Source organism: Thermogladius sp. (assembly GCF_049970955.1).
Lineage (GTDB): Archaea > Thermoproteota > Thermoprotei_A > Sulfolobales > Desulfurococcaceae > Thermogladius.
Genome location: NZ_JBMFLY010000001.1, coordinates 104,790 through 116,986, shown reverse-complemented (window position 1 = coordinate 116,986; position 12,197 = coordinate 104,790). Strand labels below are relative to the sequence as shown.

Genomic DNA, 12,197 nt, shown 5'->3' with positions numbered 1-12,197 from the left:
TTAGGCTGGTTTAACTTTTTTTAACTTTCCCGCAGATTAGAGATGCGAGGGTATAGTCTTGGAGGAGGCGTCCTTAATAAAGAGCCTCGAAGAGATTAAACGAGTCCTTTTCGAACTTCTCAGCAAGGCCCCCGAGCTTAAGGACTTCCTTCACTACGTTGAGGAGGCGGAGTCCGCGAGGGCTCTAGACAAGAAAACCAAGGAGCTCGTCTCTCTGGGTATAGCCATCGCGATAAGGTGCGAGCCCTGTATCCAGTGGCACCTGTACGAGGCGTATAAAGCTGGTGCCACTATTGAGGAGGTCTACGACGTGATCAAAGTTGCCGTTTGCATGGGCGGCGGCCCCGCACTAATGTACAGTCTAAAAGCGTACGAGTACGCTAAACAGCTCTATAAATAGTTTTTCGTCCATCAACCCATTAACATCCCATCTTCACTACACATTTAATACACACAATTACTTATTAGACATGGAAACTCCCACAGGTGGAGACCTTGAAACTCCTGCGAGTAGAAGACGCTGTAGGGAAGAGACTGGCAATGGACTACACGATCGTAACACCCGACCAGAAAGGTGCTCTGAAGAGAAGGGGCGAGGTCCTAGAGGCAAGGGACGTTGAGGTAATGAAGGCTAACGGGCACTACTACGTCTACGTGCTAGAGGGCGAGGAAGAGTCTACTGAAGAGGTCTTCGAGACGGATGCCGCGGTCTCCCTGGCGAGTAGTATTACGAGTGGAAATCTCGTAGTAGAGGCTTCAGAAGAGGGTAAAGCCCTTGTAAGAGCCGGCGAAGACGGGCTGTTTATTGTCAACTCCGAGGGGCTGAGAGTTGTTAACGAAAGCGGGTTATTGGTTGTGATAACGCGGAGAAACGGCGTTTTTGTGCGGAGAGGGGACGTGGTGGCGGTCGTTGACGTTGTGCCACTGAAGGTGCCTAGAGCGGTCCTAGAAGACCTGTTGAACAAGACCAAGCCCCACAACCCGGTTCTAGCCCTGATACCGAGCGCGAGACCCAGAGTTGGGATCCTCGTCGTGGGCACCGAAATCGTGGAGGGCCTCAAGAGAGACACTGCCAGCGGGATCATCATAAAGAAGCTCGCCGAGTACAACTGTAGTCCTGGTAGAGTTCTCTATGCCAGGGATGACGAGAAGGAGATCGCGCATAAAATAGAGGAGTTGCTCGAGGACTCCGACGCGGTCATAGCAGTGGGGGGCATGAGCGTCGACCCAACTGATAGGACGCCGGTCGCGATAAGAATGGTTGCTGACACGGTAGTAGCCTACGGTATCCCCATGAAGCCGACCACAATGAGCATGGTCGCTTACAAGGGGGACAAGGCCATCATAGGCGTCTCGAGCGGTATAATACACTTCCCGGACCTCAACTTCCTAGACGTAATACTCCCGTGGGTCTCGTCCAAGACGAGAGTGCCTAGAGAACACATTGTTAGACTTGGCGAGGGAGGGTTAACGGACTACTACCTCGAGAAAATGAAAAAACGTATACGGCATTGACAAAGCCTTACGACAGAGACTCGCGCGGTATCGAGCAGGTTAACGTGCAAGTCGCGCTTGCTACCGACCTCGCAGCGATTCTCGTTGCCCCCACCGACTCGGTTAGTCCATAACGCGACATGCCGAGCGGCGAGCCCCGGAATAAAAAGAGGCGCCGGGGGCGGGATTTGAACCCGCGCGGGGTTTCCCCCACCGGCTTAGCAGGCCGGCGCCCTACCAGGCTAGGCGACCCCGGCAGGCGTTATAGGTTTATCTACTCTAGCTTTTATTAACTTTAATCACGCGCTTAATACGCTCGGGGAATACACCCAGAGAGAGCGCGAGTAGTACTACGTTCCTAGCCTGGACAACCCACTGGACAGGCGAGTCGAGACTCCACGGCTGGTCGTAGACTGGCAGGTTAAGGCCCAGATAGAGGTTTGCGTAGTATCTCAGTGTAGAGTCCTTAAACCACATCGGTATTATCATGGTGTTGAGAAAGTCGGCTGTGTACAATAGGAGTAGCTCGTTAGTACCTAGCGTGAACACGTAGAGTAGGGGCGTTAGGAACAAAAGAGACTGAGGCGGTAGGGAGGGGTTTAGCACTACAGCAAGGGCTGTAAACGACGCTATGTAAGTGCTCAGACCCCCCTCCTCCACTGCCCCAGAGAGGGCTAACAAGACGAACAGAGCAGTCATGTAGAGCCCGACCCAGTACCCGTAACCGTCCCTACCCGCGAAGTAGTTGAATATCACCGCTAGCCCGTTGTTCAGGCTATTGTCTACCAGGTAAGTAAAGTAGGCCACTAGGCCCGAGGGCGTTAACACCCCTAGCACTATATAGGGTGTGAACCCGGCTACAATAGGTGGGTAGCTCAGCTTTACGCCACCGACCGCGTTGAGATAGAGAAGCAAGGAGAGCGGTATGAAGAGAAACGCGTTCACCGAGGAGCCCACGGCTAGCGCGAGCGCTGAATATGTAAGGCGACCCCGCGAGGCGAAGTAGAGCGAGGAAGCCAGCAAGAAGAGGGATACGGTGTCGAGGGAGTACACGGAGTACGCTACCATAGACGGAAAAAAGAACGAGAACGCCCTCCTCTGAATAGGCGCGTTAAGCTCGACTGTGAACCCGTGGTATACCAGCGCTGCGGCGACGAGAAAAGACGCCTCTATGGCGGACTGAAGAATGTAGAAGAAGGCGCCCGCCTGGGGGGTCCCGGGCTTATACCCTACAGCGTTTGACAGGTAGATCATGGAGCTTGCTATCAGAGCGTAGAGAGGCGGCTGGTTTAACTTGTAGTCCGAGTAAGGTACGGGGAACACGGGTACCCCCTCGCAAACAGCACGCATTACCTGCGCGTTAATCCAGTTCTCGCCTCCAGAACACGAACTCGCGTAGACCCCGTTGTAGACTGACTGGTAAAAGTCGTCGTAGAAAGGTGCCTGTATAAGCTGTCTCCCGAACAAGGCGACCGATACTTCAGGGGGCATGTGTATAATAAAGGCCGCCAACCCCGCGAATAGAGCCACCAGCAACACTACTACTCTCTCCCTCAAACGAGCGTCACCGGAGGCTGACTCCCTATATTAATACCCGCCCGATTTATAATAACGCAAGGTGTCGCGTTGCCTAGGCTGAGGCTATACGAGCTTGCCTTACTGGCTGTTATTCTGGCTCTGTCCGCAGCCCAGTTCTACTACTGGGACGCGCGCTTCACCGATAACGAACTGGCCGTCGGCGGGAAAGGCTACGTCTCGGACGAGGTGTGGTATGTCGCCTCCGCTAGGAACATCATGTTAAAGGTATTCCACTTATCCCCAAGAGAAGTGGGGGGCTATGGGTATACCATCATCTACAACAGCACACTAGACAGGGCGCGCGTCGAGTCGTTGGCGAAGGAGTACGGTGTAACCCTCAGGCTTGACTACAGCAAGCTGAACGGGTTCTACGCGCACTCTACGAACCTTACAGCTCTCAACGAGTTCCTAGACGCTGTTAAGAGAGTAGTCGGCGTGGGGGACGTGATACCCGGCTGGATGATGCCCGACGCCTCCGGTATCAACACGTACCTCAATCTCGAACACCCGCCACTTGGAAAGTACGTTATAGGCTTGACCATGGTGTTGGTTGGGGACCACCCCTTGTACTGGAGGTTGGGTAACATGGTTGCGGGGGTTCTGTTGATCTTCTTGACATTCCTCGCGACAAGGAGGCTCCTACAGGGAAACACTGTAGCGGGCTTGGCGGCAGCCGCTCTCCTGTCTGTAGACCCGCTTGTAAGAAGCCTGTCGTCAATCGCGCTGTTGGACGTGTACGTCTCCTTGTTCACAGCTCTGTCATTCTACCTCGCGCTCGGTAAAAGGTACGGGCTTGCCCTACTCGCCGCGGTTATTGGGGCTCTATTCAAGTTCAACGCGCTCTTCGCTCTAATACCTCTGTCCTTGCTGTACGCCCGAGAGAGGGTGAAGAAGCGCTTTAACCTGCTAGACTTCACTGCTACCCTGCTAGGGTTCTACATAGTCAGCGGGCTGGCGTTCCTCGCCACACAGATCTTAGCCAGCCTGCCTCTGATCAGCTACTTAGGGTTCACTAACTGGTTCAAGCAGTCAATAACCGGGGCTATAGCCTGGCACACCCAAGTGAAGTGCTCCGGTAACGGCTGCCCGGTCAGCTCTGCTCCGTGGGACTGGTTCGCCGGTGTAAACCCCTTCACGCTCTACTACTTCCCCGGCGGTGCGGCTGTGGTAGCTGTCGGGTTCTGGCCTGTATGGTCGTTCGCGCTAGTCAGTACACTAGTCCTGTTGCCAGGGTACCTGAAAGGTAAAACCGCGTTCGCCAAGTCGTCGTGTTGGTTGCTCGGGTTACTTGCGGGCTATGTCCTTTTGTGGGCTGTCGGTGGGAGAACACAGTACAGCTTCTACGCCGTCCAGTTCGCACCGGTAGTCTACACGTCCGCGATCGTCATCGTAGCCACTTTCAACAGTAGTAACGTGCTGCAAGTCCTCAGATCGTGGAGAGACTTTTTGACCGAAGCGGAGAGGGCTGTTGGAAGACTACTGCTCCTTCAGTAGCGCCCCGGGAAAAATGGCTTGGGGTTTATAAATCTTACCGTACGCCATAGAAGGTTGGTGAGTAAGATGGCCAATAGCATCGCTAGGATGAGGTTGATCACCGTCAAAATGCCCGAGATTTACGTCGAGGGGATTGACGAACTGGTCAGGATCGGCAGGTACAGTAGCAGGAGTGAAGTCATAAGAGTAGCGATTAGAGACTTGCTGAAAAAGGAGCTCTGGGTTAGAGACCGGGAAATGAGATAGGGGTTTTTCCTGGTTTACGAGAGCTCTCGTAGTTTCTTTATCAACAAGACGTAAAGGGGCTCGTCCTCTCTCAACAATCTGAAACTGAGCGGGGGCTGGAACCCGGGGAAGATCTTCCTGAGCTCTTCTAGTTTAACTGGTCTCCTGTAAAGCCTAGCCCCACGTATCTCAATCCCGACCGCCATCCTCGACCCTTTGATATACCTGAGGTCGCCCTTAGAAACGCCTGTCTCGCCTCTCAAGGCGATCTCGCCCACCTCCTCCGGGCTCCCCACAAACACCTCTCCAGCGTAGAACTCCCCTACGATCGCCCTCACATTCCCGCTAGAGTACACTACAAAGAGACTGCCTGGTGAAGGCCTTAATCCAAAGAACCTCCTCAACTCGATCTTCTTCTTCCCAGTGAAGATCCTGTGAGTGTATAGAGGTAGTATGCTTATCAAGTACATTTCCATGTAGACCACGTACTGCCTCTAACCAGCGGGTGAGCGCCTACACTATTTAAACTCCGAAGAACTTTAAATATAGTTGAGATGAGGATAGCTGGTATTGCTGAGCGGTGATGTGTGACACCAGTACTGAGCGGTGTTTCGAGTAATGCCGATCCGACCTGGTGATCGGGTTCTCTTCTACATAGACCCCAAGAGAAGATTCGTACAGGTGATTCGCGAGGGCGGCATCCTCGGAACCGACAAAGGCTTTGTCAGACACGAGGAAGTTATAGGGCGGGAAATAGGCGAGTTTGTGACAACCTCTAAGGGAGTAAAAGTACACCTGCTCAGACCTCTCCCAGTCGACTTCCTCGCGTCAATGAAGAGGGCCACCCAGGTAATATACCCCAAGGACGTGAGCCTGATCACATACTTAGCCGGGGTCACAGAGGGGTCTAGAGTGCTCGAGGGGGGCGTGGGGACAGGGCACGTGACAGCAGTATTGGCTTACCTGGTAGGGGATAGCGGGAAGGTTTACGCCGTAGACATAGACGAGGCGAAGCTTAGGAAGGCCGCCGAAAACCTGGAGAGGCTTGGCCTCGCTAGGAGGGTCGTCTTTGTCAAGAGAGACATCAGGGAGGGGGTGGACGAGCGTGATTTCGACGCCTCTATCCTAGACATCCCCGACCCCTGGAACGCCGTCAAAGCCGTGTACGACTCGCTCAAGTCTGGGTCCCCACTCGTCGCCTTTCTACCCACTGTCAACCAGGTCGAGAAGACCGTGGCTTCGATGCAGGGGCTATTCGTCGACATTCACGTCTACGAGGTTCTCCTGAGGGAATACATCGTATCTAAAGAGGGTACACGTCCCAGCCCTAGAATGACGGGGCACACGGGTTACATAGTATTTGGTAGAAAAATACTCCCTTGATCAAACGTGTTTGCCTTTAACATACAAGTAAACCGTGTGAGTCAACCCGTTGTCGTCTTTAACGTCGACAACTTTGACCGGGTTCCAACCGGGTATTCTGAACTCGTGGCTGACCACTCTCGCCCCGTCCCGCAACTCTTTTTCGAGCTTGGGTCTCAGAGCCTCGTTCACGGACGTCAACAAGAAGAGCGTTACGACCGTGGCCTCGCTGATGTCTACATTAAAGAAGTCGTCGTTTATAATCACCACCCTGTCGGCCAATCCGTGGTTCAGAACGTTGTTTTTCGCCTCCTTCACTCTCTCAGGGTCCTTCTCGATGCCGACGGCTTTTTTGGCGTTGAACTCCTTAACTGATACGATGAGAATCCTCCCGTCGCCACATCCTAGGTCGTAAACCACGTCCTCAGGTCCGACGTTAGCCAGGCTAAGCATCTTTCTGACGACAGGGTAGGGGGTGGGGACGTACGGCACATAGTACATGTCTAAGGCCTCGCATTCGAATCCAAGCTAAAAATATTTGCCGTTAAGACCCTAAAGCTTTACTCTTCATAATCTCTATTGCCTTCTCCTCGTCTGGTTGAAGAGCCTGGTTCAAGGGAAGTTGGGACAAGAGGACTCTTACTGTCCCGTCGTCGTACTCGGCTAAAATCTGGGGTAGCCACGCCATACCGTATTCGTCCTTGTCACCGTACTCGTTGATGTACACGTAGTCTTCTATTTTGACATCCAATGGCGCGTTGAGGTCCTTCGATATCCTCTCCGCCAGCTTAACCCATAGCTTGTGATATGGGTGGTGTTCTGCGGTGACCAGTACTACCTTCTTTATAGAGGCCATCCGATCACCTGTTCTCAGAGCCGTTTAAATGCCTTAAAGAGGTTAAAACTGTATCCCTATCTCTAAATAACCAGCCCTCTAGCCTTCCTCTCTTCTTCTGGTCTGACCTTGATTATACCGTAGTGTATAGCGCACGATATGCAGTAGCACTTCCTAACAGGGTACTTCATTATTATTGCGCCTTTCTTCTCTAGTTCTTGGGCTAGTTGAGGGGCTACAGGGCTATACATTCTCGTAACACATATAGCCTTGTCTGCGGGGACGAGCCTCCCGCAGTTGTCGCACTGTATCATCTCTACTTTGCCTTTATCACCTTTTCTACGCCCCCTACTCTCCCTCTTCTTTGGCATGAGGTAATCACCTATCGGCTGAGTCTCTAATTGGATCAAAAGCCTATATACCTTTCTATCCTGTGCGCTCTATCTTGACCTAGTCAACAGGTCGCTTACCCTCGTCCCGATAATGCTGTCCCAGTCCAGCCCTATCGCCTCCAGTAGCTGTTCGAGACTACTCCTTATGTTCTCGATGTACTTGTCGGGGTCTATATCAGCGAGTTTCGCCAACTGGATCGCCTTCACGCCGTCCTTGCTCTTAACTTTCACATACGCTATTATGTCGTTCTCGCCAACGTGGATACCGTAGTTCTTCAATTGTATAGCTGCTTTGACGTGGGGCGGCGTGTTCTTCGTGTACTCCTCGATCCTCTTGGTCAAACCAGTCCTGATCGTGAGCTGGTCGAGGGTTATCTCCTTCCTCTTCAAGCTAACGTACTTCTCCTTTACCTCGCTCCTCAACCACTCCTCGAACTCCTTGAGGTCTGCCGGGTTTGAGACAGCTCTCATCCTCTCGATTATCTCCTCGAAGAAGTTCTTGAGGAAGTCGGGTGTGTTCTTCTTCTTGGCAATAAGGCCTTTTATCTCGATCCCGCCATCGCTAGACCGCCCGAGATAGTTCTTCTTCAACCCCGTGAAGACGATGAAAGTAAACACCTTGTCGAGCTCTATCTCCAGCCCGAGGTTGTTGTAAACCCACTCCTGTAGTCTCCCTAACTGCTCCTGCGTCGGGTTCCACAAGAATATCGAGTCCGTGTCCCCGTACAATATCTTGACCCCTAGCTCCGCCGCCTTGCTAAGGATGCTGAAGAAAGAGCGCCTTCCCATCGCTGTAACACTCTCGGCTACGGCCGGGGAGTAGAGCGGGAATGCCTCGTCACCGAACACGCCGTAGCTAGCGTTTATAAACACTTTTATGGCCTTCTGCACGACGTCGTACCACGCCTGTACTTCTGGCGGAAGACTCTTGTCCTTTGCCCTTTTCTTGTACACAAAAACCCTAAAGTCCCTTAGTATACCCACGAGAATCGACATCAGGCCCGGTCTGTCCCTACAGACACTATGGATTTTCCTCCCAGTCTCGTCTTCTATCCAGTACTTGTTAGAGCACCACTCTACATCAACGGTCTCAAAGCTCAGGTTGTACCTCTTTATAATACTCGGGTACAGGGAGGCAATGTCTAGGACTGCTACATTGAAGAAGACGCCTATTGGCGGCTCTATCACGAGAGCGCCAGCGTACTTCTTGCCCTCTATTATAGCCTTGGTGTGAGTGCTCTTTGCGAACTTCTGGATATCCTCTTTATTCACGATCAGGTAGTTCCTCTTCCTCGACTCCCAGAAGACCATGTTCTGGATCCAGTTTGAGATCTTCCTCCTACAGATGTCCTCGATACCGGTTCTCGATATCCTGGCCATTAACACCATCAGCTTCCAAACCAGCTCGTTATTGAAGGTGATCAGCTGCAGTGTGATCTCGGCGTCACGGTAGTTGTAGGCTATCAGCAAGGAGAGGTCTTTCTCGCCGAGATTTCCCTCGAACGCGACCTTGGATACTCCAAGTAGGGCGGTTGATATTGCCTCTAGATTCTCCTCCTGGTACTTGTTGCCGAAGGCGTAGCTCTTAATGGCCTTGTTCGAGAAAAACTTGTACAAGTCGATGTGTATAGATGTCTCTAACCTGGCCTGGACTTCTTTCGTCTCCTCTATCTTCGCAATCCTGATAGGGATCTTGTCTCTCTCTATACCGAGGTTAATCGACCTGTTGTACAAGTAGTACAGGTCGAAGTTGTCTCCGTTGAACGTCACGACCACAGGGTAGTTAGACATGACTCTGTAGGCTTCGAGGATCATCGCCCTCTCGCTGTCGAATACCTCGACCTCGGCTTCCCAAGGGTACTCATCGGTCGGCTCACCGAACCTCACGTCCCTAGCTAAGACCAAGACTTTCTTAAACCCGTCGCTTGCGCTGAACGCTATCGATATCACGGGGAGGTCTGCGTGCTTAGGCGAGGGGACTTTACCCTTTGCCGGGCTGTAGACCTCTATGTCGACTGCTAGTTTCACAGGGTTCGGCGGCATTTCTTCGAAGTAGTCGAGGAAGCTCATCGATGTCTCGTAGACCTCGGGGTGTTCATTACCGAACAGTTTTGTGACGAGTTCCAGGACTTGCTTATCTACGGAGGGCTTGACTATTGACAAGACGGGTCTATGGTTGGTATTTTCAACCTTTATCCTCATGGTGGGCACGAGGAGGTTGTCGTAAATATAGTTGTTGTGGTACTTGATCTTGGCCTCCCACGCCGAGGCGAAGTGCTCCCTGAGCTTCTTTACGGCGAGCGGGTCTTTAACAACTATTTTTGTCAGCTTTACCTTCTGCATGGTCAAGGGGTTTACCTTGATAACCTCCTCAACCGCCTCGAAAGAAGGGTCTCCAGTGACCTCCTTCTTCTTCAAGACCTCGTCAGCGGGCTCGTCGGTGATGAAGTATGGTTTATGCCCCGTGGGGTCTAGCAGTCTAATTATCCTTCTCCCGTCGTTAGACAAAAATACGAGGCAGGCCTTACCGGCCTCTCCATTATACTCGACATTGAGCAGGTAAGCTGGCGAGTCCAGTGTAGAAACGTACCTGTCGTAATCTAGTGTGTAGACATCGCCTATTTTACTGTACTTCACTAGACCCCCTCCTCTCCCTCAGCCTTATGATCGCCTCTGCGATATCGCCCCTGGTCTCTATGAGCGCTCTTCTAGCCTCCTCTTTGGACACGCCAGCCTGTGAAGCTACAAACTCGACGTCCTCCTCGTTTACCGCGACCACTGCTTCTCTTTGCTCCTTCCCGGTCGTCTCCTCTTTTGCCTCCCCGACGACCTGGAAAACCGTTTGGTTTTTAGACTTTATAACCACTACCTGGGGGTTCTCGATAACGATCTTCCTGTCTTTCAAATAGAACTCCACTTTTTCGACGCCGCTCAGCTCTTCAACATCTAGACCCATTCTCTTCAGTGCTCTCTTCAGTTCTCGGGGGCTAAATCCCGGTATCAAGGAGAAACACCGCGACAGTCTAAATTATATAAGTCGTGTTAACCTATTAAAGTAGAAGCCGAAGCGAAGAATCCTGTTGATTCAAAATGCCCAGCCTGAGAATACTAGGTGGAGGTAGGGAAGTAGGTAGGGCCGCCATACTAGTCGAGGACGGGGAGAAGGCTTTACTAGACTACGGTATTAACTTCGACGACAAGGACCGCCCGCAAGTACCCTTGCACGTGAGGCCTGCTGACCTGAGCCTGATCGCGATCTCGCACGCCCACCTAGACCACATCGGCGCAGCCCCCTTGATGTACATAACTGGTAAGCCGAAGATCTACATGACGAGGCCCACGATCGAAATCGCCAGACTCCTAGTACTAGACTTCCTGAAGCTGAACGCGGTCAACGTGGACTACGAGTACAGCGAGTTTGTGAAAATGAGCGATAATGCCCAGCTCGTCGATTACGGGGCGGAAGTCGAAGCCGGCGGTTTCAAGCTGGTCTTCATGAACGCGGGCCACATACTAGGTAGCGCGGCTATTTACGTCGAGACCCCGAGCGGGCACAGGATTCTGTACACAGGAGACATCAATACGGTGCAGACATGGACGCTCAGCGGGGCTGAGTTGTGGCCTGTTAAAGTAGATACCCTTATTACAGAGGCCACGTACGGTGATAGGGTACACCCACCCCGGTACCGCGTCGAAAAAAGGTTCGTCAGCGTAGTCGAGGAGGTGATCTCCGGCGGCGGCGTGGTACTAGTACCTTCTTTCAGTGTGGGTAGAAGCCAGGAGGTCTTGACGCTACTCGCGAACGAGCTACCATATGTAGACATCTACGTAGACGGGATGGCGAGAGAGATATGCGGCATATACCTGAACTACCGGAAGTACTTAAGAGACCCGTCCCTGTACCTAAGGGCGCTGGAAAGGGTTACCTTCGTGAAGAACGTGAGAGATAGGAAGAAAGCCCTGAAGAGCCCGGGGGTCATCATAGCTACAGCTGGAATGCTCAAAGGGGGTCCCAGTCTTCAGTACTTGAAGAAGCTTGCCGACGACCCTAAGAACGCTGTTTTACTCGTTAGCTACCAGTCGCCCAATAGCCCGGGACATAAGCTCCTCGAGAAAGGGGGGTTGGAGGAGATCGGGGTCTACTTCACTAGAGCACGCGTAGAGTGGTTCGACTTCTCTAGCCACGCCGGTAGAGACGGGCTGGTAGACATAGCCAAGACCTACTCGCACACGCTACGCAACGTGGTCATAGTCCACGGAGACGAGGAGTCGTCCAAAGGGCTGGCTAACGCCATAAGGGAGAGCCTGGGGAAAGACCTAAACATCTACGTCCCTAGTAATGGGGACTCCATCACTGTTGACTAGCCTGGCTCTGATTACGTATACGTTCTTGGACCACCTCCTAGCAAGACCCAGTCTCTCTAACCTAGACAGTACCCTCCCAGCCGACGTCTTGGTGGTGTAGAGCCTCTCGGCGACGTCCTCAACGCTAACGAACAACACCCCGGAATCGACAAAGCTCTTGTAGAGCTTGACCACGTCGACCTTAACCCTTACTGTGCTCGTTATCTCCGAGCACCCCCTGTGAAGGCTGGTGTTGAAATACGACCACCACCCTGAAACTAACGGCTACAACGGTTGTTGAAGTATAAAACCCGTCGTATGATATATAATAAGAACTCGAGCCGGGGTAGCTCAGCCTGGTAGAGCGCCGGGCTGTTAACCGCGCTAGGTAGCCTGGTGGAAACCCGGTGGTCCGGGGTTCGAGTCCCCGCCCCGGCGCTTTATTCTACTTCTAAAGGTGTAGTGAGAACAGT

14 protein-coding genes and 2 tRNA genes are annotated in these 12,197 nt (G+C 52.6%); 7 read left to right on the top strand and 9 right to left on the bottom strand.

Translation table 11 applies throughout. The features are described from left to right. Positions 1–58: 58 nt before the first annotated feature. Together ACP5VX_RS00765 and ACP5VX_RS00760 are read left to right on the top strand one after the other, a co-directional pair. Complete coding sequence (locus ACP5VX_RS00765) at positions 59–400, top strand: carboxymuconolactone decarboxylase family protein (protein ID WP_428723980.1); 342 nt, start codon at positions 59–61, stop codon at positions 398–400. A gap of 86 nt (positions 401–486) precedes the next feature. Beyond that, positions 487–1,515, top strand: coding sequence for a molybdopterin-binding protein (locus tag ACP5VX_RS00760; protein ID WP_428723979.1), 1,029 nt, complete (start codon positions 487–489; stop codon positions 1,513–1,515). Positions 1,516–1,667: 152 nt separating this feature from the next. Here the strand turns inward: ACP5VX_RS00760 and ACP5VX_RS00755 are convergent. Continuing rightward, positions 1,668–1,751 (bottom strand) — tRNA-Ser (locus tag ACP5VX_RS00755). A 22-nt stretch (positions 1,752–1,773) separates the two neighbouring features. After that, positions 1,774–3,051 (bottom strand): hypothetical protein, encoded by a 1,278-nt coding sequence (locus tag ACP5VX_RS00750; protein WP_428723978.1) that lies wholly within the window; start codon positions 3,049–3,051, stop codon positions 1,774–1,776. Positions 3,052–3,120: 69 nt separating this feature from the next. Here ACP5VX_RS00750 and ACP5VX_RS00745 point away from each other — a divergent pair, with 69 nt between their 5' ends. Both ACP5VX_RS00745 and ACP5VX_RS00740 read left to right on the top strand, forming a co-directional pair. Next, positions 3,121–4,566: a glycosyltransferase family 39 protein gene (locus ACP5VX_RS00745; protein WP_428723977.1), complete on the top strand. Its 1,446-nt coding sequence runs from the start codon at positions 3,121–3,123 to the stop codon at positions 4,564–4,566. 66 nt (positions 4,567–4,632) lie between these two features. Next, complete coding sequence (locus tag ACP5VX_RS00740; protein WP_428724025.1) at positions 4,633–4,812, top strand: ribbon-helix-helix domain-containing protein; 180 nt, start codon at positions 4,633–4,635, stop codon at positions 4,810–4,812. A 14-nt stretch (positions 4,813–4,826) separates the two neighbouring features. Here the strand turns inward: ACP5VX_RS00740 and ACP5VX_RS00735 are convergent, their stop codons facing one another. After that, the gene (locus ACP5VX_RS00735; protein ID WP_428724024.1) at positions 4,827–5,267 is read right to left on the bottom strand and encodes a DNA-binding protein; all 441 of its coding nucleotides are present in this window, start codon (positions 5,265–5,267) and stop codon (positions 4,827–4,829) included. Between the two features lie 142 nt (positions 5,268–5,409). Between ACP5VX_RS00735 and ACP5VX_RS00730 the strand changes: the two genes are divergently transcribed. After that, positions 5,410–6,174, top strand: coding sequence for a tRNA (adenine-N1)-methyltransferase (locus tag ACP5VX_RS00730; RefSeq protein WP_428723976.1), 765 nt, complete (start codon positions 5,410–5,412; stop codon positions 6,172–6,174). Here the strand turns inward: ACP5VX_RS00730 and ACP5VX_RS00725 are convergent, their stop codons facing one another. From ACP5VX_RS00725 to ACP5VX_RS00705, 5 genes are all read right to left on the bottom strand, one after another. Next, positions 6,175–6,654 carry a protein-lysine N-methyltransferase gene (locus ACP5VX_RS00725; protein ID WP_428723975.1) on the bottom strand — a complete coding sequence of 160 codons (480 nt, stop codon included), beginning with the start codon at positions 6,652–6,654 and terminating at the stop codon, positions 6,175–6,177. Positions 6,655–6,697: 43 nt separating this feature from the next. Continuing rightward, the gene (locus ACP5VX_RS00720) at positions 6,698–7,009 is read right to left on the bottom strand and encodes a hypothetical protein (protein ID WP_428723974.1); all 312 of its coding nucleotides are present in this window, start codon (positions 7,007–7,009) and stop codon (positions 6,698–6,700) included. 62 nt (positions 7,010–7,071) lie between these two features. Beyond that, the gene (locus tag ACP5VX_RS00715) at positions 7,072–7,359 is read right to left on the bottom strand and encodes a 30S ribosomal protein S26e (protein WP_014737098.1); all 288 of its coding nucleotides are present in this window, start codon (positions 7,357–7,359) and stop codon (positions 7,072–7,074) included. A 69-nt stretch (positions 7,360–7,428) separates the two neighbouring features. Continuing rightward, entirely contained in the window at positions 7,429–10,017 is a 2,589-nt protein-coding gene (locus tag ACP5VX_RS00710) for a DNA-directed DNA polymerase I (RefSeq protein WP_428723973.1), read from the bottom strand. Beyond that, positions 10,004–10,384: a nascent polypeptide-associated complex protein gene (locus tag ACP5VX_RS00705; RefSeq protein ID WP_428723972.1), complete on the bottom strand. Its 381-nt coding sequence runs from the start codon at positions 10,382–10,384 to the stop codon at positions 10,004–10,006. Before ACP5VX_RS00705 ends, ACP5VX_RS00710 begins: the two co-directional genes overlap by 14 nt. Positions 10,385–10,470: 86 nt before the next feature. Between ACP5VX_RS00705 and ACP5VX_RS00700 the strand changes: the two genes are divergently transcribed. Beyond that, positions 10,471–11,745: an MBL fold metallo-hydrolase gene (locus ACP5VX_RS00700; RefSeq protein WP_428723971.1), complete on the top strand. Its 1,275-nt coding sequence runs from the start codon at positions 10,471–10,473 to the stop codon at positions 11,743–11,745. Here ACP5VX_RS00700 and ACP5VX_RS00695 read toward each other — a convergent pair. Continuing rightward, positions 11,698–11,919, bottom strand: a complete 222-nt coding sequence (locus ACP5VX_RS00695) for a MarR family transcriptional regulator (RefSeq protein WP_428723970.1) — start codon at positions 11,917–11,919, stop codon at positions 11,698–11,700. The two genes, ACP5VX_RS00700 and ACP5VX_RS00695, sit on opposite strands and share 48 nt — an antisense overlap. Before the next feature lie 145 nt (positions 11,920–12,064). On the opposite strand from ACP5VX_RS00695, the gene ACP5VX_RS00690 reads away from it, so the two are divergent. Beyond that, positions 12,065–12,162 (top strand) — tRNA-Asn (locus tag ACP5VX_RS00690). Positions 12,163–12,197: the final 35 nt, after the last annotated feature.